This is a genomic window from Amycolatopsis sp. WAC 04197 (assembly GCF_003947475.1).
Lineage (GTDB): Bacteria > Actinomycetota > Actinomycetes > Mycobacteriales > Pseudonocardiaceae > Amycolatopsis > Amycolatopsis japonica.
In genome coordinates, this window is record NZ_QHJK01000002.1 from 158,208 (window position 1) to 178,640 (window position 20,433).

General features: G+C 68.6%; 21 protein-coding genes. 15 read left to right on the plus strand and 6 right to left on the minus strand.

All coding sequences use genetic code 11. The annotated features are described in order from the left end of the window. The first annotated feature begins 18 nt into the window (after positions 1-18). Entirely contained in the window at positions 19-954 is a 936-nt protein-coding gene (locus DMC64_RS07850) for an LLM class F420-dependent oxidoreductase (protein WP_125733045.1), read from the plus strand. A gap of 140 nt (positions 955-1,094) precedes the next feature. Continuing rightward, the gene (locus tag DMC64_RS07855; RefSeq protein WP_125733046.1) at positions 1,095-2,318 is read left to right on the plus strand and encodes an aromatic acid/H+ symport family MFS transporter; all 1,224 of its coding nucleotides are present in this window, start codon (positions 1,095-1,097) and stop codon (positions 2,316-2,318) included. On the opposite strand, the gene DMC64_RS07860 is transcribed toward DMC64_RS07855, so the two are convergent. Both DMC64_RS07860 and DMC64_RS07865 read right to left on the minus strand, forming a co-directional pair. After that, positions 2,302-3,840 carry an amino acid permease gene (locus DMC64_RS07860; RefSeq protein ID WP_125733047.1) on the minus strand — a complete coding sequence of 513 codons (1,539 nt, stop codon included), beginning with the start codon at positions 3,838-3,840 and terminating at the stop codon, positions 2,302-2,304. The two genes, DMC64_RS07855 and DMC64_RS07860, sit on opposite strands and share 17 nt — an antisense overlap. A gap of 229 nt (positions 3,841-4,069) precedes the next feature. Further along, on the minus strand, positions 4,070-5,188 hold the full coding sequence (locus DMC64_RS07865; RefSeq protein WP_125733048.1) for a glycerophosphodiester phosphodiesterase: 1,119 nt from the start codon (positions 5,186-5,188) through the stop codon (positions 4,070-4,072). Between the two features lie 176 nt (positions 5,189-5,364). On the opposite strand from DMC64_RS07865, the gene purD reads away from it, so the two are divergent. The 7 genes from purD to DMC64_RS07900 all read left to right on the plus strand — a co-directional run bounded on the left by purD (position 5,365) and on the right by DMC64_RS07900 (position 11,808). Next, positions 5,365-6,627: a phosphoribosylamine--glycine ligase gene (purD, locus tag DMC64_RS07870; RefSeq protein ID WP_037334615.1), complete on the plus strand. Its 1,263-nt coding sequence runs from the start codon at positions 5,365-5,367 to the stop codon at positions 6,625-6,627. Between the two features lie 136 nt (positions 6,628-6,763). Then, on the plus strand, positions 6,764-7,150 hold the full coding sequence (locus tag DMC64_RS07875) for a PE domain-containing protein (RefSeq protein ID WP_037334617.1): 387 nt from the start codon (positions 6,764-6,766) through the stop codon (positions 7,148-7,150). Further along, positions 7,101-7,742, plus strand: coding sequence for a DUF3558 domain-containing protein (locus tag DMC64_RS07880; protein ID WP_233629601.1), 642 nt, complete (start codon positions 7,101-7,103; stop codon positions 7,740-7,742). Before DMC64_RS07875 ends, DMC64_RS07880 begins: the two co-directional genes overlap by 50 nt. Before the next feature lie 10 nt (positions 7,743-7,752). After that, entirely contained in the window at positions 7,753-9,408 is a 1,656-nt protein-coding gene (locus DMC64_RS07885; protein ID WP_125733049.1) for a hypothetical protein, read from the plus strand. 4 nt (positions 9,409-9,412) lie between these two features. Then, positions 9,413-10,183, plus strand: coding sequence for an ESX secretion-associated protein EspG (locus tag DMC64_RS07890; protein WP_125733050.1), 771 nt, complete (start codon positions 9,413-9,415; stop codon positions 10,181-10,183). A 147-nt stretch (positions 10,184-10,330) separates the two neighbouring features. Next, a complete protein-coding gene (locus DMC64_RS07895; protein WP_026467133.1) occupies positions 10,331-10,642 on the plus strand; it encodes a hypothetical protein in 312 nt (103 codons plus the stop codon). A gap of 44 nt (positions 10,643-10,686) precedes the next feature. Further along, positions 10,687-11,808 carry a transglycosylase SLT domain-containing protein gene (locus DMC64_RS07900; RefSeq protein ID WP_125733051.1) on the plus strand — a complete coding sequence of 374 codons (1,122 nt, stop codon included), beginning with the start codon at positions 10,687-10,689 and terminating at the stop codon, positions 11,806-11,808. A 130-nt stretch (positions 11,809-11,938) separates the two neighbouring features. Here the strand turns inward: DMC64_RS07900 and DMC64_RS07905 are convergent, their stop codons facing one another. After that, positions 11,939-13,123, minus strand: a complete 1,185-nt coding sequence (locus DMC64_RS07905; RefSeq protein ID WP_125733052.1) for an FAD-dependent monooxygenase — start codon at positions 13,121-13,123, stop codon at positions 11,939-11,941. A 143-nt stretch (positions 13,124-13,266) separates the two neighbouring features. Between DMC64_RS07905 and DMC64_RS07910 the strand changes: the two genes are divergently transcribed. From DMC64_RS07910 to DMC64_RS07920, 3 genes are all read left to right on the plus strand, one after another. Next, positions 13,267-14,175, plus strand: coding sequence for a TetR/AcrR family transcriptional regulator C-terminal domain-containing protein (locus DMC64_RS07910; RefSeq protein ID WP_125733053.1), 909 nt, complete (start codon positions 13,267-13,269; stop codon positions 14,173-14,175). Between the two features lie 281 nt (positions 14,176-14,456). After that, the gene (locus DMC64_RS07915) at positions 14,457-15,644 is read left to right on the plus strand and encodes a pyridoxal phosphate-dependent aminotransferase (protein WP_125733054.1); all 1,188 of its coding nucleotides are present in this window, start codon (positions 14,457-14,459) and stop codon (positions 15,642-15,644) included. 85 nt (positions 15,645-15,729) lie between these two features. Further along, entirely contained in the window at positions 15,730-15,915 is a 186-nt protein-coding gene (locus tag DMC64_RS07920; protein WP_007032516.1) for a hypothetical protein, read from the plus strand. Here DMC64_RS07920 and DMC64_RS07925 read toward each other — a convergent pair. The 3 genes from DMC64_RS07925 to DMC64_RS07935 all read right to left on the minus strand — a co-directional run bounded on the left by DMC64_RS07925 (position 15,912) and on the right by DMC64_RS07935 (position 18,443). Then, entirely contained in the window at positions 15,912-16,733 is an 822-nt protein-coding gene (locus DMC64_RS07925; RefSeq protein WP_125733055.1) for an SAM-dependent methyltransferase, read from the minus strand. The two genes, DMC64_RS07920 and DMC64_RS07925, sit on opposite strands and share 4 nt — an antisense overlap. A gap of 88 nt (positions 16,734-16,821) precedes the next feature. Next, positions 16,822-17,412 carry an HAD family phosphatase gene (locus tag DMC64_RS07930; RefSeq protein WP_125733056.1) on the minus strand — a complete coding sequence of 197 codons (591 nt, stop codon included), beginning with the start codon at positions 17,410-17,412 and terminating at the stop codon, positions 16,822-16,824. Between the two features lie 2 nt (positions 17,413-17,414). Then, positions 17,415-18,443, minus strand: coding sequence for a low specificity L-threonine aldolase (locus tag DMC64_RS07935; RefSeq protein WP_125733057.1), 1,029 nt, complete (start codon positions 18,441-18,443; stop codon positions 17,415-17,417). 135 nt (positions 18,444-18,578) lie between these two features. Between DMC64_RS07935 and DMC64_RS07940 the strand changes: the two genes are divergently transcribed. From DMC64_RS07940 to DMC64_RS07950, 3 genes are read left to right on the plus strand one after another with little or no spacing between them, the layout of a single operon-like run. After that, entirely contained in the window at positions 18,579-19,097 is a 519-nt protein-coding gene (locus tag DMC64_RS07940) for a SigE family RNA polymerase sigma factor (protein WP_125733058.1), read from the plus strand. Next, complete coding sequence (locus DMC64_RS07945) at positions 19,084-19,785, plus strand: hypothetical protein (protein ID WP_125733059.1); 702 nt, start codon at positions 19,084-19,086, stop codon at positions 19,783-19,785. The genes DMC64_RS07940 and DMC64_RS07945 overlap by 14 nt, the downstream gene beginning before the upstream one ends. A 23-nt stretch (positions 19,786-19,808) precedes the next feature. Further along, positions 19,809-20,402 carry a TetR/AcrR family transcriptional regulator gene (locus DMC64_RS07950; RefSeq protein WP_037334651.1) on the plus strand — a complete coding sequence of 198 codons (594 nt, stop codon included), beginning with the start codon at positions 19,809-19,811 and terminating at the stop codon, positions 20,400-20,402. Positions 20,403-20,433 lie beyond the last annotated feature (31 nt).

Below are 20,433 nucleotides of genomic sequence, written 5' to 3' on the forward strand. Positions count from 1 at the left end.
CCGTCGTTGGCCTCGAACATGACCATCGGAGTGGCACTCCCGTCCGGGGACACCGCGGACGCCGTCAACATCGTCGACGAACTCGTCACCCAGACCCGGCAGGCCGCCGACGCGGGCCTGACGTCGGTCTGGTTCTCGCAGCAGATGGAGCACGACGCGATCACCGTCGCCGCCCTCGCGGGCCGTGCGGTCCCGGGGATCACCGTCGGGACGAGCGTCGTCCCGATCTACCCGCGGCATCCCTTGCTGATCACCGGTCTCGCGCAGACGGCGCAGGCCGCCACCGGGGGCCGCTTCGTGCTCGGCCTGGGAACCGGCGCGAAGAACTGGCTCGAACCGGCGTACGGCATCGAGTACCCGTCGCCGATCAAACACCTTCGCGAGTACCTGACGATCCTCCGTCAGGTGCTCGGCGGCGGCGAAGTCGACTTCCACGGCGAGACGGTCCGGGCGCACGCCAAGGGTTTCGCGGCTTCGCTTTCCGTCGCGGGGTCTTCGGACATCCCGGTGATCGTCGCCGCGATGGGACGACAGGCGCTGCGCGTCACCGGCGAGCTCGCCGACGGCACGATCCCGTTCCTCGCCGGGCCCAAGGCGCTTTCCGGGCTGATCGTCCCGGAGATCACCAAGGCCGCCGCCGGTCGTCCGGCGCCGCGGATCATCGCGATGGCCCCGGTCGTCGTGACCGACGATCCCGACGCCGTGCGGGCCACCGTCGACCGGCAGTACGCGTTCTTCCGCGACATCCCGTCCTACCGCGCGGTCTTCGACGCCCAGGGCGTGGATTCCGCCGGCGAGCTGGTGATCGCGGGGGACGAGGAGACCGTCGCGGCCGAGATCCGGCGGTACTTCGACGCCGGGGCGACCGAGGTCGTCGCGACCCAGAGCGGCATCCGGAACACCGAAGAGCGGCTTCGCACCTGGCAGGTTCTCGGGGAGCTCGTGAAGCGCTGACGCTCGTGTCATGAAAGGGCCGTTCAGGACATTCATCGTCCTGAACGGCCCTTTCATGACATCCAGGGGCCCAGTGGCCTTGCTCACAGCGTTCGGATTGTGCATACTCGTGCGCATAGCGAACACAGCTGGAGGTCCCCATGTCCCCTGCCGCGGCCCGTTCGTGGGTGGTCCCACTCGCCTGGACGGCGGTACTGCTCGACGGATTCGACCTGGTCGTCCTGGGCACGGTGCTGCCCGCGCTGCTCCGTGACCACGTCTGGGGCCTGACGCCGGGCACCGCGTCGGTGATCTCGACGGTCGGCCTGATCGGCATGACGATCGGCGCGCTGGCGATCGGCACGATCACCGACGTCATCGGCCGCCGGAAGGCGCTGATCATCGCGGTCACCGCGTTCTCGGCGTTCACGGCGCTCTGCGCGATCTCGCCGTCGGCGTTCGTCTTCGGCCTGCTGCGCTTCCTGGCGGGGCTGGGCCTCGGTGGCTGTCTGCCGACGGCGATCGCGCTGGTCACCGAGTACGCCCGCAAGGGGAAGGGCGGCAGCGCGACCACCACGGTGATGACCGGCTATCACGTCGGCGCGGTACTCACCGCCCTGCTCGGCATCTGGCTGATCCAGCCGCTCGGCTGGCGGGCGATGTTCGTCGCGGGCGCGCTGCCCGCGCTCGTCCTGGTCCCGCTGATGATCAAGTACCTGCCGGAGTCCGAGACCTTCGAGCGGGCGCGGGAAACGCAGGAGAAGTCGGCGACCGAGGTCGTCGGCGGGCTGTTCCGCGGCGGGCTCCTGCGCGCCACCATCGCGTTCTGGGTGACGTCGTTCATGGGGCTGCTGCTGGTCTACGGGCTCAACACCTGGCTGCCGGAGATCATGCGCCAGGCCGGATATCCGCTGGGCGCGGCGCTCGGGTTGCTGCTCACGCTGAACCTCGGCGGGGTCGTCGGCCTGCTCGTCGCCGGCCGGGTGGCGGACAAGCTCGGGGTCCGGCCGGCGGTGATCTTCTGGTTCCTCGGCGCGGCCGTGTTCCTCGCTCTGCTGAGCGTGAAGCTGCCCGCCGTCGGCCTGTACGTGGCCGTGTTCCTCACCGGCGGTTTCGTGTTCAGCGCGCAGGTGCTCGTGTACGCGTACATCGGCAAGACGTACCCGGACGTCATGCGCGCCACCGGGATCGGCTGGGCGGCGGGTGTCGGCCGGGTCGGCGCGATCTGCGGCCCGATCCTCGGCGGCGCGCTGCTGAGCGCCGGGATCGCGTATCCGTGGGGTTTCTACGCCTTCGCCGGAGTCGGGGCGTTGGGAGCGGCCGCGGTGACCGGAGTCCGCGCGGGCCGCTCCCGGGAGAACGTCGCCGCTACCCCAGTTCCTTGAGTTCCTTTTCCACGGCGGCGAGTTCCTCCTCGGAGCCCTGCACCTTCGGACCCGTGAACCACTTGCGGGCCGAGGCGAACCACCACACCGCCGCACCACCGAGTACGACGAGGAAGGCGATGGGCGTGTAGTTGAAACTGTCGATGGTGACCGGTGATCCCTGCGGAAGCATGAACAGCACGAAGATGAAGCAGACCCAGACGGTCGCGATGGTCCCGACGAGCTTGCCCCAGCGGCCGAGGTTCCACGGTCCTGGTTCGAAGTCGTCGCCCTTGCGCACCCGCAGGAACACCGGGATCACGTAGGCCACGTAAAGCCCGACGACGGCGATCGAGGTCACCGCCGCGTAGGCGGTCGCGCTCCACAGGTACGGCAGGGCGAGCAGGAGCGCGCCGCCCGCGGCCAGCCACACCGCGTTGGTCGGTGTCTGGGTGCGCTTGTTGATGCGGTGCCAGAACTTCGAACCCGGGATCGCGCCGTCGCGGGCGAAGGCGTAGATCATCCGCGAGTTCGCGGTCACCGACGCCATCCCGCAGAACAACTGGGCGCCGATACAGATCAGCAGGAGGAACTTGCCGGTCGTCGCGCCGGTCGCGTCGATGAAGATCTGCGCGGGCGGCACCCCGGTCTCGGATTCCACGGCGCCGTCGTAGTCCTGGATGGCGAAGGTGAGGCCGATCAGCAGGATCCATCCGGCGACCAGGGAGACGAGGATCGAGTTGATGATGCCGCGCGGTCCGGCCTTCGCCGCGTTCTTGGTCTCTTCGGTCATATGCGCCGAGGCGTCGTAACCAGTGAGCGTGTACTGCGCGACGAGGAGCCCCAGTAAGAAGACGTAGACCGGGGACGCCCAGCCGGTCTTGTTCACGAACTCGCCGAAGACGAAGGACGCGTCCTGGTGCTTGGCGGGCACGACGATCAGCACCCCGACGATGACCAGTACGCCCACCAGATGCCACCACACGCTGATGCTGTTCAGCAGCGCCACGATCTTGACGCCGAAGGTGTTCAGCAGGCCGTGGATCACCAGGATGATCGCGAGCAGCAGGATCGTGTTGCCCGGTGTCGCCTCGAACCCGAACTGCAGATCGAGGAAGGCGTTGAGGAACAGCGCCGCGCCGAAGTCGATCCCCGCGGTGACGGCGATCTGCCCGATGAGGTTGAACCAGCCGGTGAACCACGACCACGCCGCGCCGTTGCGCGGAGCGAGCTTCGCGGCCCAGTAGTAGAGGCCGCCCGCGGTCGGGTAGCTGGAGCAGACCTCGGCCATGCCCAGCCCGACCAGGATGACGAACAGGCCGACCAGCGGCCAGCCCCAGATCATCGCGGCGGGCCCGCCGGTCTTCATGCCGAATCCGTAGAGGGTCAGGCAGCCGGAGAGGATCGAGATGATCGTGAAGGAGACGGCGAAGTTGGAGAAGGTCGACATCGTGCGCCGGAGTTCCTGCGCGTAGCCGAGTTGGTGGAGCCGGGCACTGTCTTCGTCGGCGGGTTCTGCGGCCTGCTTGTCAGAGACATCCATCGGGCACCCACTTAAAAGGTATGCGGACAGACCATTGAGATCCGCCGAAATTAGGCCCGCCGACCTGCGCATGTCAAGGTCCCGTCAAGAAACCCGTTCCCAGATGTCAGGAAAGGGTCGTTCAGGACGAAGAACGTCCTGAACGACCCTTTCATGACACTCGTGCAGCCGTAGGGTCACTCGATGCGGCCGCCGCTGACCTGCCGACCAGCTGCCTGACCGTGAGAGCTCAGCGCCCCCGGAACGCCTTCACAGCCTCCAGTGCCGTGTCCGGGTGGTCGGCGAAGTACCCGTCGACACCCGCCTTGAGGAAAGCCTCCTGCTCGGCGAACGCGTTGCCGTACTCGGCGAGGTTCGCCGACGAACGCAGGTTCTGCGGGAGGAAGTTGTTCTCGTTGCGGAACGTGTACGGCCCGACCTTCAGCCCGGCCTGGTGCGCGTCGGCGACGAGCTTGGTCGGCTGCCCCAGCGCGCCGTTCACCACCGGGATGACCTGCGCCTTCTCCGGGCCCAGGTAGTCCGCGTACTTCGAGATCTCCTTCAGGCCAGCCGGCGTCACGAGGTCGGCATACGTCCGCGGGTCACCCTTCGCGACGAAGTCGGCCGGAGCGCCGGAAGCCGAGGTCAGCTGCAGCAACGGCACCCGCACCTGGCGCGAGAGCTCGATCAGGTTCGACACCTCGAACGACTGGATGATCACCGGCGCCTTCGGGTGGTTGAGCCCGTTGCGCTTGAGCAGCTCGACCAGCTTCGGCTCGGTCGGGTTCTTGATCGACGAGAAGTAGGTCGAGTGCTTGATCTCCGGGTACGTCCCCAGCTCGCGGCGCAGTTCGCGGCCCAGGCGGCGCGTCAGGTCGAGCACTTCCTGGTAGGTGGCGATCTGGTAGCGGCCGTCGTAGATCTTGTTGTTCGGCCGCAGTTGCGGGATCCGCTCGGTCGCGCGCAGGGTCTTCAGCTCGGCGAGCGTGAAGTCCTCGGTGAACCAGCCGGTGAACGACGTGCCGTCGATGACCTTCGTCGTCTTCCGGCCCGCGAACTCGGGGTGCTTCGCGACGTCGGTGGTCCCGCCGATCTCGTTCTCGTGCCGGGCGACGAGCTGGCCGTCCTTGGTGGGCACCAGGTCGACGTCGACCCAGTCGACGCCCTGGCGGTAGGCGAGCTCATACGAGGCGAGCGTGTGCTCCGGGCGGTAGCCGGGGGCGCCGCGGTGTCCGACGATCACCGGCCCATCGTGGCCCTTGGCGGACGCCGACACATCTCGGGCACCCGGCTCGGCGGCGCCGGCCAATCCGGTGACACTGAGTACGGCGAGTCCGGACAGGGCGAGCACGCCCAGGCGCTTTCGCATGGTGGATGACCTCTTTCGGTTGAACTCGGGGTACCGCGCCACCCTTGACGCAGGAGGCGTCCGGACGGCGAAGACGGACCGGCGGAGGCCTGACCGCCGGGTGAACGCCGGATGGAACCACCCGCTCGAGGACGGCGACGTCTCTGTAGCTCACCGGCCCGGTTACCCTGTGCGTCGTGCGCGTACTGGTAATCGGGTCCGGCGCCCGTGAGCATGCACTCGTCCTCGCGGTCGCGGAAGACCCTTCCGTCACCGCACTGGCCTGTGCCCCGGGCAACGCCGGCACCTCTTCGGTGGCCGAGCAGCTCGGTGTCGACGCGGCCGACCCCGAATCGGTCTCCGCCCTCGCGAAGCAGTGGCAGGCGGACCTGGTGGTGGTCGGTCCCGAGGTCCCGCTGGTGGCGGGTGTCGCCGACGCGGTCCGGAAGGCGGGCATCGCCTGCTTCGGCCCGTCCGCGTCCGCGGCCAGGATCGAGGGCTCGAAGGCCTTCGCGAAGGACGTCATGGCGGCCGCGAAGGTGCCGACGGCGCACTGCGAGGTCGTCGACAACCCGGCGCGTCTCGACGCCGCGCTCGGCCGGTTCGGCCCCACCTGGGTGGTCAAGGACGACGGTCTCGCCGCGGGCAAGGGCGTCGTGGTCACCACGGACGTCGACGTCGCGCGCAAGCACGCCCTGATGCTGCTCGACGGCGGCCACCCGGTGCTCCTGGAGTCGTTCCTCGACGGTCCGGAGGCCTCACTCTTCTGCTTCGTCGACGGCCGCACGGTCGTCCCGCTGCTGCCCGCGCAGGACTTCAAACGCGTCGGCGACGGCGACGCGGGCCCGAACACCGGCGGCATGGGGGCGTACGCGCCGTTGCCGTGGGCGCCGAAGGACCTGGTCGACGACGTCGTCGCCCGGATCGTCCAGCCCGTGGTCGACGAACTCGACAACCGTGGCGCCACCTTCTCCGGCCTGCTCTACGCCGGTCTCGCGCTGACTTCCGAAGGCCCGCAGGTCATCGAGTTCAACTGCCGCTTCGGCGACCCGGAGACCCAGGTCGTCCTGGCGCTGCTCCGCAGCCCGCTCGGCAAGGTCCTGCACGCGACGGCGACCGGCAAACTCGCCGAACTGCCGCCGCTGGAGTGGGATTCGGGTGCGGCGGTCACCGTCGTGCTCGCCGCGGACGGTTACCCCGGCAAGCCGAGGACCGGCGACGTCATCACCGGCGGCGAGCTCGAAGGCGTGCTCCACGCCGGCACCCGCCGCCGTGACGACGGCGCCGTGGTCTCCTCCGGCGGCCGCGTGCTGTCGGTCGTCGGCACCGGCAAGAACCTGAAGGCCGCCCGCAAGGACGCCTACGCGACGGTCGAGAAGGTCCACTTGGCCGGCTCCCACCACCGCACCGACATCGCCCTGCTCGCCGCCAAGGGAGAGATCGCCACCCCGGTCTCGTGAATTCCGGACGGAACCGTTCCGGTCCTTGGTGCGTCTAACCCGGTATTTCCGGCAAAGCTTAGGCAGCCGATACATCCGCGTTGGTAGCCTCAGGCAGGACGAACGGTCACCGTGCGCAGTGTCCAAGGGGTGGGGAATGGCAGCATCGGGCAAGGTCCAGGACCTCACGTCGGCGGTCCCGACGCCACCGTCGGTGGCCGACATCAGAGTCGATCCGTCGAAACTGCTCGAAGTGGCGAAGATCGTCGAAGAGCAGGTCGACGCGTTGCAGGACAAGCTCATGACGCGGCTCGACCAGCTGCGGATCGACACTCCGGCCAACGACACCGTGAGCGTGCACGCGACCGACGTGTGGAACTCGCTGGTCGCCGACGGCGACCAGTCGTACGCCGCGCAGGTCCGGGCGTACGTGGCCGGTCTGCGGGGATTGGTCAGCCAGCTCCGCACGGCGGCCAAGGAGTACAAGACCAGTGATGCGGACAAGGCGGCCGCACTCGGGGACCGTGGTGTTCACCGGGCGTAGGCCCCGTGTGCTGGTGTCCGGCGGCGTGCTCACCCTCGCCTTGGCCGGATGTACCACGGACACGGGCGGCCAGCCGTTCCCGAACGAACCCGCGCTGGCTTCGGCCACGCAGGGGGCCAAGGCGTCCGCGCTGCCCGCCAGGCCCGCCGAGTTGCCCCTCCAGGGTGTCGATCCGTGTGCCCTGCTCGCCGATCCGCAGCTCGACCGGCTGAAGATCAACAGCAAACCGCGCACGGCCGCCGAACCGATCGACGGCCCGACCTGTGTCTTCGACGCGGACGCCGAGCAGCCCTTCCACAGCTACTACGTCCGCACGATCACCGCGGACGTCGAAGAATGGTTCACCGGCAAGCGTCGCAAGAACAGCATGACGACGGAACCGGTGCAGGTCGACGGGTTCCCCGCCATCAGGAACCACCGTGACACCGGCACGCCGGGTGATTGCGAAACGCTCGTCGGCGTCGCGAAAGGACAGACGCTGGCGGTGCGGGCCGTCACCATCACCGCCGGCGCGTTCACCATGCCGCAGCTGTGCGAGAAATCCGCACTGGCGGCCGATTTGGCTTTGCAGACCTTGAAAGCACGCAATTAGGGAGGGCGGCGTGAACGTTTCCGACCTCGCGGGCAGGCTCCGCGATCTTCGGTTCGACGGCTACACCGACACCGGGATCGCGACCGAGATCGAGCAGTTCCGCAGCGGCGACGGCACCGGCAGCATCGGCATCGCCGTCGACGCGCTGAAGGCCGTCGCGGGCGCGCTCGCCGACACCGACAAGACGCTGCGTGACGAGCTGGGCAAGCTCGGCGTGGAATGGCAGAGCGAAGCGGGCGGCGCCGCCGGTCAGGTGTTCACCGAGCAGGCGGGTTTCTCCCAGGACGCGAACACGAAGGTCTCGCATTCCGCGGAGATGATCTTCGCCCAGGGTGAGGCCTTCAACCGGACGCTGCACAAGCTCCCGGATCCGGACGTGGTCCGGAAGGGCGCCGGCGGCCTGACCGTCGGCGACGTCCTGCTGAGCCTCATCGGGTTCGAGACCGACCACGCCAAAACCGTCAGCGCCGCGAACAACGCGCGGGCGCAGGCGCAGGAGGCGTTGAACGACTACGCCAAGACGAGCGGCGAGAACCTGCTGACGACCGACACCCTGGCCGATCCGCAGGCGATGAACCTGACCCAGACCACGACGACCGCCGGCGCGGGCGGCGGGTCCGCCCCGCTCGACCTCGCGGGCACGGCCACGGATCTGACCCCGGACGGCAGCGTGCGGCCCGCGTCGGCCGCCGTCGAGTCGAAGTACGTGCCGCCGGTCGCGCAGCCGGTCAGCCACCCGAAGGCGCCGTCCTACGACGCCCCGACCCCGGCCTACGGCGTCGCCATGGGCGGTGGAACGGCTCGGAAGACCGCTTCGGCGGCGCCCGCCCCGGGTGCGACCACTCCCGCGTCGGCGGGCTCCACGACGCCGGCCGGCACTTCGCGGCCGGCTCCCGCCCCGGGCTCCGGCTGGGTGACGCCGAACCGGCCGTCCCCGCAGCCCGAACAGGGCAGGCCTTCGTACCCGGTCACCGGCTCTCCCGCCTCGCCGCCGTTCGTCCCGCCGGGCGCGCCGTCCAACCCGAACATCCCGCCGGGCCAGTCCACCGGCAGCCTGCCGCCGAACAGCACCACGTCGGCGCAGCCGGTCGGCAAGTCCTTCGGCACCGGCCCCGGTATCGACGCCGCGCTCGGCAAAGGCGCCGGTTCCAGCTCCGGTCCCGGTGTCTTCGGCAACGTCGGCGGTGGTGCCGGTGGCGACCAGGCGCTCGGCAAGGGCCGCTCGGTCGGCTCCGGACCGCAGGCGCCGTTGGCCCCCGGCAACGAATCCGGTCGCGGCTTCCCCGCCGTCCCGAAGGTCACCGGTCCGGCCGCGGGGGATCTGGGCGCCGGTGCCGCCGCGCTCGGCGCCGGTGTCGCCGGTGGCGCGCTGAGCGGCGACAAGGAACGCGACCGCCGTCCCCGTCAGGAAGGCGGCGTGAAGCCGACCCGTCAGCTGCCGATCGGCGAGCTTCCCGAAGAGGAGGCCATGCGGCGCTCGGAGAAGATCGGCGCGAAGCAGCCGAAGCCCGAGTCGAAGTTCATGGAGCGCGCGGCCACCCAGGACGTCGAAGAGGACGCGGAACACATCAGGCGTTATGGCGTCGACGACAAGGATCTGTTCACGGACGAGCGGCTGGTGTCGCCCGACGTGATCGGTGACCACGGTAACCGGGAAGCGCGCTGAACCTGTGCCGAACGACAACGGCAGCCTGGTGCTGTCCGCACTCGAGTTCGAAATGCTCTGGGAAGCCGAAAGGCTGCCCCGCCGCCATGTCGCACTCGACGTGCCGAGCCCCGGAACGACCCATACGGAGCGGGCGGCACTGATCGAAGAGGCCTGGGAATCCCTGCGCGCGCGAGGGCTCGCGCGGGGTCACCAGGCGTCGGGCGAACTGGTCGACATGCTGAACCTGTTCGCGCACCCCCGGCTCGCGATCGACGTCTGGGTGTGGACCGACCGCGAGATCAAGGGGCAGGCGGTCAGCGTCGGCAACCAGGCGTTGCTCGGCGTGATCGACGCCGGCCAGGTGTGGTTGATCCCGGCCCGCGAAAGCTCGCTGGCCGAAGCCGCCGTCTCGGTCGCGGGTGATCTCGGCCCCGGGGTCGGCCAGTCGATCAGCATCCCCCACGACGTCCTCGTCCAAGCCGACGCGGCGGCCCGGGGCGACGCGAAAGCGCTGGTCACCGCTCTGGAAGATCTGGACGTGCCCCTCTGGCAGGCGCAGGAGGTGGCGGGCATGCTGCTGGGCCAGGAGGCGCGCGGCCAGTTCGGTGCCGAACGCGCGGGCCGCGACGGGCGTCCCCGGCGCGCGGACGGCGTGGTCGCCTTCTACGACACGGACGCGGGCCGCTATCTGTTCCAGGTCGCGCGGAACCGCGACGGGCGGGATTGGGCGACCATCACCCCGGCGGACAATCAGCTGCTGGCGACGAGGATCCGGGAAGTCGCCGATTTCTGATTCGCCCGATTATCGGCGGGGTGGAAGTTGGCGTGGATACGCACACGGCCCCCTGTCGAGGTCTTAAAGTATGCGCGGGAACCGTCTTGATCTGCCGCGCGTCAGATCGGGCGGACACAAGTTTTTCCGTGAAGGGGATGACGAACCGTGCCTGTGTACGACCCGGATTCCATGGGGATCGCCGCCGGTCAGGTGGAGAAGCTCAAGGACGAGTTCGAGAAGACCAAAAAAGGCGTCACCGGGATGGATGACGAGAAGGAAAGCCCCTTCGGTGGAGTGGACGAGCACGGCGACGCGCACGGCGCGGTCGGCAAGTTCAAACAGGGTGTCCACAACGAATTCGATTCGGCCGGTCAGCTGATGGAGGCCACGGCCTTCGTACTGCGAAAGGCCGCGGGGCTGATCAAGGAGACCGAAGCGGTCCACGTGGACAACCTGAAGGTGCACGGGGACCTGTGACGACTCGCCAGGCCTGGGGGCCGAAGACCAAGGGGGCTTGAGCAGTGGCTTTGAACGGTGTCGGCGCCGGCACGCCGGACGGCTGGGACGGACTGACCCAGAAGGCCGAGCAGATCAGCAAGGTCAACCTCGCCGCCATTCAGAACGCGTCGAGGCAGTTCAAGACGGCCGCCGACAACGCGGGCGACCACAGCGCGGCGTTGTCGACCTCGACCGAGGCGCTGAACGGCGGCGTCTGGGCCGGGCCCGCCGCGGAGGCCTTCTTCGAGTACGTCAAGTCGATCACCAAGGCCGGCAAGAACGTCGAAGAGCAGCTGGGCAAGGTCGTCGACGACCTCGATCGCGTCCACACCGATCTCGGCAACATCAAGGCCCAGGTGAAGGGCGTCTACGAAGACGCCGAAGCGGCGGTCAACACCAGGAACGCGCAGGCGGAGAAGGACAAGAACGCGGCGATCACGGCCGCGGCGCAGGCCGAGAAGGATCACAAGCCGGCGCCGAGCCCTTCGGCCGACGAGATCATCCAGAAGGCCAAGACCGACATCAACGGTATCGCCAAGGACGCGGACGGCCGGGTCAAAGGCCTGCTCGACCAGGCCAACCAGATGATCCAGAAGTCCCAAGAACTGATGAAGAAGGACATCCAGGGCGGCTATTCCACCGTCCCGATGCCCGGCAAGGACGGCTCCGTCCCCAAGCGCACCGGCGGACTCCACGCCGGTGGCGGCGGTGGAGGAGGCGGCGGTGGCGGTGGTGGTGGGGGCGGCGGCCTCGGCCCGAGCGGCGGCCCGCCGTCGACGACGCCGCCGGGCAACGTCCAGCAGTGGATCCAAGAGGCCATCAAGATCCTGCAGGCCAACGGGATCCCGGTGACCGAGGCGGATATCCAGAAGATCTGGACGATCATCGAGAAGGAGTCCGGCGGCAACCCCAACGCCATCAACAACTGGGACTCCAACGCGGCGAAGGGCACGCCGTCGAAGGGGTTGATGCAGTGCATCGACCCGACCTTCAACGCGCACAAGCTGCCCGGGCACGACGACATCTACAACCCGGTCGACAACATCATCGCGGGCGTGCGGTACACGTTCTCGCGGTACGGCGGTTTCGATGGCCACCCGGGCCTGAAGTCCATGGCCGGTGGCGGCGGATACCAGGGCTACTGACGAGATCGACCGGCTCGCTTGCCAGCGTTTCGGGCCCGCCGGATGTACGTGAAGGCCCCCTTCCTTGCGCTAGACGCAGTGAAGGGGGCCTTCACGTACTTGGCGGTCGGCACACCCCAAGGGCCCGCCGTCAGTAGTCCTTGAGTGCCAAGGCGTTCGCCGCTTCCGTGAGCGGTCGCATGGCCGCCTTCATCAGCCGGTCCCGGAACGGCAGATGAGGCAGCACCCGCATCGACTGGATCTGTTTCCACTGCCGGAACCGCGTCTGGTTCTTCTGGTTCATCGCAGCCAGTGCTTGGTTCTTGAGCACGAACGGCCGCATTTCCCTTCCGTAGGAAGAAAAAGCGGCGCGGTGATCAAGAGAAGCGGCCAGCGACCCGGCGAGCACGTAGGCCCCGACGATCGCCAAACTGGTGCCCTGCCCCGAAAGCGGCGAAGGTCCATAGCCCGCGTCGCCGACCAGCGCGACCCGCCCGTCGGTGAACCGGTCCATCCGGATCTGGGTCATGGAATCGAAGTACAGCTCGCTCGACGCCATTTCGCGAAGCAGCCGCGGCACTTCCCAGCCTTGACCGGCGAACCGGTCGGCGATCAGTTTTCGTTGCTGCTCCAGGTCGTGCCGGTCGAAGTCGAGCTCCGGCGACTGGAAGCCGAGCATCGCCCGCGCCTCCGTGTTCTTGCGCGCGCTGTACAGACCGGCCAGTTTCCCCGGCGTCATGTGGAAGGTCTGCCAGCGGTCCAGATCGAGGAAGTTCGGCACGGTGAACACCGCGAGATAGGTGTCCATGTGGTGCGAAAACTCTTTCTCCGCACCGAAAACCAGTGACCGCACGGCCGAGTGCTGCCCGTCCGCGCCGATGACGAGGTCGAAGTCCCGAGCCTCTCCGCGTGCGAAGGCGACTCGGACACCGTCGGTGCGCTGCGTGATCCCGGTGATCCAGTCCCCGTAGACGTACTCGACGCCCTCCTGGGCGACCGAAGCCAGTGTGTCGGTGAGGTCGTCCCGCAGGATCTCGATGCCCTCGCTGTCGGTGAGTCCACCGGTCAGCGTGTGGTCGGTGACGTTCACGAGGGTCTTGCCCTCGCCGTTCACGAACGACATCCCGCGCATGTCCGTCCGCAGCTCCCGGAGGCGTTCGAGCACCCCCATCCGGTCGACGACGCCGAGCGCCGTGCCGCGGATGTCGACCGCGTGCCCGCCGACCCGGGGCGCGGGCGCCCGCTCGACGACCGTCGGCGCGAAACCGTGCCGGCGCAGCCAGTAAGCCAGCGTCGTGCCGGCGATCCCCGCGCCCGAAATCAGGACCTTCCGCATGTCCACTCCCTGTGTACGGCGTTTTGAAGCACTGCGTACAACGTATGGACACCTCGGCCGAAGCCCAGGAGAACGAGCAGAAAACCTTCGGTGCACTAGTGCGATACGGCTAGTGCGGCGCCTGGAACGCGGTAAGGTGCACTATGGCAAGAACCGATCCGCCCTACCTGCGGATCGCCGCCGAGATCCGTCGCCGGATCACGTCCGGCGAGCTTCGCGAGGGCGACAAGGTCCCGTCGACCCGCCGGATCATCGCCGAGTGGGGCGTCGCGATGGCGACCGCGACGAAGGTGCTCGCCACGCTCAAACGGGACGGCCTGGTCGTCGCCAAACCCGGCGCGGGCACGGTCGTCGCGAGCCGCACCCGGAAGGCCGCGCCGAGGACCGAGGCGGAGCTGTCACGCGAGCGAGTGGTGAAGGCCGCGATCCGGATCGCCGACGCCGAGGGCATCCGCGCGCTCTCGATGCGCCGCGTCGCCTCCGGGCTCGGCGTCGCGACGATGGCGCTTTATCGCCATGTCACCGCGAAGGAGGAACTGATCCTCGAGATGGCGGACATGGCGCTCGGCGAAATCCGCTTCCCGCCCGAGCCGCCATCCGGCTGGCGGGCCCAGCTGGAGCTGATGGCGAGGGCGCAATGGGCGCTGTTCCGGCGGCATCCCTGGCTCGCGCAGGCGCTCTCGATCACCCGCCCGCAGCCGCTGCCGAATCTGCTGACGCACGCCGATTGGGCGACCCGCGCGCTCGACGGTCACGGCCTCCCGGCGTCGACGATCATGTACGCGCACATCACGATCTTCAACCACGTACGCGGCATCGCCCTCAACTTCGAGGCCGAAGCCGACACCGAATCCGGAACGGCGGTCACGGCCGACGCCTGGCTGGCGGAGCACGAGCCGATCCTCTGGGATCTGGTGTCCGGCGGCCGTTTCCCGAACTTCGCCGGTGTCGTCTCGCGCGCTCCGTTCGACTACGACCTCGACACGCTGTTCGAGTTCGGCCTGCAACGGCTCCTCGACGGCTACACGGTTCTCCTCGCGAAGTCGAGCTAGCCGAGGGCAAGGCAACGTGTCATGCTGCGTCCGATTGATACCGATATGCACGCTTTAGAACTGGGGTCGTGAGTGAAAAAGAGCGTTAGAACGACAAATATCACTCACGACCCCAATGTAAAACACTCATATCGGACACTTGGGATGGTCATTTGTCCTTTGTGGACGATCGGCTAATGGTTGCACCTTTGCTCTTTCCCTCGATAGCTGTGGCCCGAAGCGCGCGTGCCCTCACCCGACCGGTCGACCTCGGCCCGGCGGACACGCCTTAGCCTCACGTCATGCTCATCCCCGGTCCCGCCGCACGTTCCGACGTCCCGCCGTTCCATGTCATGGACGTCCTTTCGGCCGCACAAGCCCGGCAACGCAGCCACGGTGACCTGGTCCCGTTGCTCGCCGGGCAGCCGTCCGCCCCGGCGCCGGGGCCGGTGCTCGAAGCCGCGCAACGCGCGCTGAAGGACCACAACCTCGGCTACACCGAGCAGCTCGGCATCCCGGAGCTGCGCGAGGCCGTCGCGGAGCACTACAACCGCACGTACCCGGTCGACGTCAGCCCGCAGGACGTCATCATGACGACCGGTTCCTCCGGCGGTTTCCTGCTTTCGTTCCTCAGTGCCTTCGAGGCGGGCGACCGGGTCGCGATGGCGCGTCCCGGCTACCCGGCCTACCGCAACCTGCTGAAGGTGCTCGGTTGCGAGGTCGTCGAGTTCGCCACCGGGGCGGACACGAACTTCCAGCCGACCGTCGCGCTGCTCGACGAATTGGGACCGATCAAGGGACTCATCGTGGCCAGCCCGAGCAATCCGACCGGCACGGTCCTGCCGCCGGGTGAATTGGCGGCGATCAGCGGCTGGTGCGCGTCACGCGGTGTGCAGCTGATCAGCGACGAGATCTACCACGGGATCTCCTACGGCGCCGGACTCGATTGCGCCTGGCAGTACGGCACCGAAGCGCTCGTCCTCGGCTCGTTCTCCAAGTACTTCGCCATGACCGGCTGGCGGCTCGGCTGGATGCTCGCGCCGCAGCGGCTGCATCGCGCGATCGACGTCCTGACCGGCAACTTCACCATCTGCCCGCCCGCGGTCTCCCAGCACGCCGCGGTCGCCGCGTTCACCCCGGAGGCGTACGCGGAGGCCGACGGTCACGTCGAGCGCTACCGGGTCAACCGCGACGTGCTCTTCGCCGGTCTCAAGGGCATCGGCATCGACAAGCTCGCGCCGGCTGAAGGCGCCTTCTACGCCTACGCCGATGTCTCCGCGTACACGACCGACAGTCTCAGCTGGTGCCAACGGCTCCTCGCCGAAACGGGCGTCGCGATCGCCCCCGGGATCGACTTCGACCCGGTCGACGGCGGCCGGTTCGTGCGGTTCTCCTTCGCGGGTTCTCGCGAGGACATCGACGAAGGGGTCCGCAGGCTGGGCCAGTGGCTCACCGCTCAGGGGGAACCCGGAAATCACCCTGAACGTTAGCCGGAATGAAGGCGCTCGCGAGCTTCGCCTGACAACCTGGACTCACCGGGCCCGCTCGGGCACGGTGAGGCAATCGGAGGATGCCATGTTCTGGAAGATCGTCGGCGGGCTGATCCTGGCTTGGGTGGCCTTCATGGTGCTCGGATCCGTGCTCGGTTTCCTCGTGAAGGCCGTCTTTTGGATCGCCGTCATCGGCGGCGCGGTCTTCCTCGGCACGGCCGCGTACGGCGCCATCAAGGGCAAGGGGACCCCGAAGCAGCTCCGCCGCTAAGGCTTACGCGCCACCCCGCCGAGCGACGTGAAGTTCACGGGCGAAAGCGGGGTGAAGCGCGGGCCGTCCGGCCACCACAGGTGCGGGTACGTCAGCCCGGGCTCCATGAGATCGAGTCCCTCGAAGAACGACTCGATCTCATCACGCGTGCGGTAGAGCGTGTCCAGCCCCGTGCCGTTGAAGCGCTTCTCGAGTGCCGTCGCGACGTCGGCGGCTTCGGAGCCGTCGGCGGGGTTGTGCTGGTGCAGCAGTGCGACGAACGAGCCAGGGGCCAGCGCGTCGACGTAGGCGCGGACGATCTTCCGCGCCTCGTCGAAGTCCTGGAGGTGGTGGACGATCGCGCACAGGACCAGCCCGACAGGCCGGTCGAAGTCCAGCCGGTGGGTGCGGGCGAGTTCCTCGACCACCTCGGCCGGTTCGGTCAGATCCGCGGCCACCATATGCGCGAAGTCGTTCGCCGCGAGCAGCGCGCGGCCGTGCGCCTGCACCACCGGATCCCGGTCGACGTAGACGACCTGGGCCTCGGGGTTGTACCGCTGCGCGACCTGATGCGTGTTGTCCATGCTCGGGAAACCGGACCCGAGGTCGAGGAACTGGTCGATGCCTTCCCGGTCGGTCAGGTAGCGCACGGTCCGCACCAGCCAGTGCCGGACCTCCTTGGCCATCGCCTGCGCGTCCGGCGAGATTTCCAGGATCTGGCGCAGCGCCACCCTGTCCGCCTCGTAGTTGTCCTGGCCGCCCATCAGCGCGTCGAAGACCCTCGCGATGCTCGGCCGGTCGAAATCGACGGGCACGAACGGGCGCTGGTCCGCTGACATGGGCACCTACCGGGGTAACTCGGTTTGGACGCGTTCAGCGTAGGTCATCCGCTTCACCGCGCGTAAGCGGATGAGCGGTGAGGGTGAATTATTCCTCCGAAGAGCCGAAGCCGGATTTCACTGTTGTCACGCCGACCCACCGTTCGGCCTTCATCCCCACCGCCCGTGCACCGTCCACATTGGACTGACGATCGTCGAAGAACAGGCAGTCGCCCGGTTCGGCGCCGAGTTCGGCGAGCAGGATCCGATAGATCTTCGCGTCGGGCTTCATGCAGCCGAGGTCACCGGAGAAGAGCTTCACGCGGAACAGCTTCGCCCACTCCTGCTCGCGCACCCAGCGGCCGAAGGTGGACGACGCGTTCGAGAGCAGCGCGAGCGCCGCGCCGGCCTCGTGCAGCCCTTCCAGCAGTTCGAGGACGTCCGGTTCGAGGTGCGTCCAGCCCTCGACGTCGATGCGGGTCAGCTCGTCGGCGAACGCCTTGTCGACAGGGACGTTCAGCGCGCGGCCGACGTTCTGCCAGTACTCGAGGTCCGAACCGCCGGAGTCGTACTGGACCCGCTCGGCCCAGTAGTGCGGCTCGAAGTCGGCGACATCGAGATCGAAGGCCTTGGCCAGGGTCGGCAGCGCGTCGGTGTGCTCGCTGATGACGTCGCCGTAGTCGAAGACGATCCAGTTCATGTTCAGCCCCCGGTCTTGACGCGTTGAAGGGTTTCTTCGATGTCCGCCGCGGAAAGGTCGCGGTGCGCCACGAAGCGGATCCGGCCCGAGCTCGGCAGCGTCAGGATCCCGAGCCCGGCCAGCCAGGCCAGCCGTCCTTCCAGGTCCGGTGCGGTGACCTGCACGATGTTGGTCTCGGGAGCGTTGACCTCCCAGCCGAGCTCGGCGAACCCGGCAGCGAGCCGGGTCGCGTTCTCGTGGGTCTCGGCGAGGTCGCCGATGCGGTCCAGCGCGACCATGCAGGCCGCGGCCAGCACGCCGGCCTGGCGGACGCCGCCGCCGAGCATCTGGCGCATCCGCCGTGCCTTCTCGACGAACTCCTCGCTGCCGGCCACCACCGAGCCGGCGGGGGCGCCGAGGCCCTTGGAGAAACAGGCGGACACGGTGTCGACGCCGACCGTGAGGGCCGCGGGCGGAACCTCCAGCGCGACCGACGCGTGCCAGATGCGGGCGCCGTCGAGGTGCACGGTCAGCCCGGCCTCCTTCGCGATCGCCACCAGCTGCGCGTGCTCGTCGGGCGGGGTGACCGCGCCGCCCGCCGTGTTGTGCGTGTTCTCCAGGCACAACAGCGGGGTGCGCAGCGCGTAGTACGGCCCGCGCGGGACGCCGATCGCGGCCGAAAGCGTCTCCGGCGTCGGCCGCCCGGGCCCGGCGTCGTGCTCCAGCGGCTCCGGCATGCCGCCCGCGAGCCACGCGGCGGAACCGAGCTCGTCGGTGATGACGTGCGAGCCGCGCGGCGCGAGGAACCGGTCGCCACGCTGGAGATGGATGCTCAACGCGATCAGGTTCGCCATGGTCCCGGACGGGGTCCAGAGCGCGGCGGGCATGCCGAGGAGTTTCGCGGCGCGCTGTTCCAGCGCGGCGACGGTCGGATCGCCGTCGAGGACGTTGTCGCCGACCTCGGCCTTCGCCATTGCCTGGCGCATGACGTCGTCGGGACGGGTGACGGTGTCGGAGCGGAAATCGATCAGCGGGAGAGAGCGCGAGGTCACGGTACGATCACATCACATCGACGGGCCCGCCATGAATCTCCTCCCCGGCTGGTCCGCCACGCCCGCTCATGCAACCGTGGACGCCCCCGGTTCCGTCCTACCCACCGACGAGGCAAGAGCGGAGACAAAAACCGCGTGAACCAGCGCGACGAACAAGAGTTCGCGGAGTACTTCGCCGCGAAGCGGGACTCCGTGCGCAGGACCGCGTACATGCTCTGCGGTGACTGGCATCGTGCGGACGATCTCGCGCAGACGGCGTTCGTCGCGCTGCACCGGAGGTGGAAGAAGATCAGAGAACGGGCGGCGACCGACGCCTACGTGCGGAAGACGCTGGTCAGGGCGGTCATCGACGAGTCGAGGCGGCCGTGGCGGCGGGAGTGGCAGACCGAAGAGTTGCCCGAACCGCCGCAGGACGGCTTCGACCTCGGCGAACAGGTCGTCACCAGGGAAGACCTGCTGGCCGCGTTGCGCGAAGTGCCCCCGAAGCAGCGTGCCGTGCTGGTGCTCAGGTTCTTCGAAGGGCTGGACGTCGGTGCCGCGGCCAAGGCGCTGGGCTGCAGCGAAGGGAACGTCAAGAGCCAGACCGCGCGCGGGCTGGCGAACCTCAGGCAGGTCATGGAGAAGGAGGAGGTGGCACGGGATGGACGAGAATGACCTGAAGGCGTTGTTCCGTGACGCCCCCGGCGACGCGCCGTCGCCGACCTTCGACACCGCCGACGTGGTCCGCGCCTCGAAACGCGCCACCGCCCGACGCCGAAACGGTATCGCGGTGGCCTGTAGTGCGGTGGTTTTGGTGCTGGCCGGAGTGGGCATGTTCGGCGTGCTCGGCGGAACCGACTTCGAACTGGGGACCGCGGCCAAATCCGATCAGGAAGCGGCGTCCGCGGGGCAACCCGCGGCGGCGTCCGCACGTCCTCAGGACGGGGAGTCCTCGAACTTCTCGAACCCGCCGCCTCAGCAGGGGGGCGGCGGAGTAGAGAAGACCGGCCCATTGGTGGCCGAAGGCACCTACGGGTGCGACCAGGTGGACCGGGAGCTCGCCACCGCCCTCGCTGGCGAGCTCCCGGTCCCCGTGGATGTCGCCAAGTCGACGCCCGGCGACATCTGTACGACGGGAGCCAGGTCCGCGGGGTTCCAGGTGCCGGGCGGCACGGTCTCCGCGGCGGTCTACCCGGCGGGTTCGTCCGTCCCGGTGATGCCCACCGGCGCCGCCGAGGCGCGGCGGACCACCCCCAAGGGGTCCCTCGTGGTCGTGGTGAGCCTCGGCGACGGTTCGGGCAGGCCGGCCCTTCCCGAGTCCGACGTCGACAGGCTGGTCGGCGTGCTCGCCGCCCGCTACTGACCGAGCTGGCAAAATAGCCCGCCATGACCGCCGCAGCGACCACACCGAAGGGTGAGCGACGCCGTGCCGAGCTGATCGAGGCCGCCTCGTCGCTCCTGGCCGAGGGCGGTTTCGACGCCGTGCGGCATCGTGCGGTCGCCGAGCGGGCCGGTCTTCCGCTCGCTTCGACGACGTACTACTTCGATTCGCTGGAAGAGCTCGTCACCGCCGCGGTGGAGCATCACGCGAAGGTGGAACTGGAGGACGGGCGGCAGCGTCTCGACGAGCTGGCGACCCGCAACCGCGGCGTCGAGGCCACCGTCGACCTGGTGCTGGACATGCTCCTCGGCCCGCTCCGCCCGGATCGCGAGGCCGACGCCGAAGCGGTCCTTCTGCGCTACGAACGCCTCGTCGGGACAGGGCGCCGTCCGTACCTTCGGCCCCTGATGCGGACGCTGTCCGCGCAGCTGTACGAGCTGCTCCACGAGATCTTCGCGCGCTCCGGCACTCCTGTGGACGCCACCGAGCTGGAGCGGCTCGTCGCCCTGGTCGACGGTGCCGTGGTCAACGCGCTCATCGAGGTCGACCCGGAGCCCCGGGCCGCCGCCGCGCGCATGCTCCAGGCGGCCCTCGCCTGAAACTCCCGCGTTTCGTCCTCTGAATGCGGTA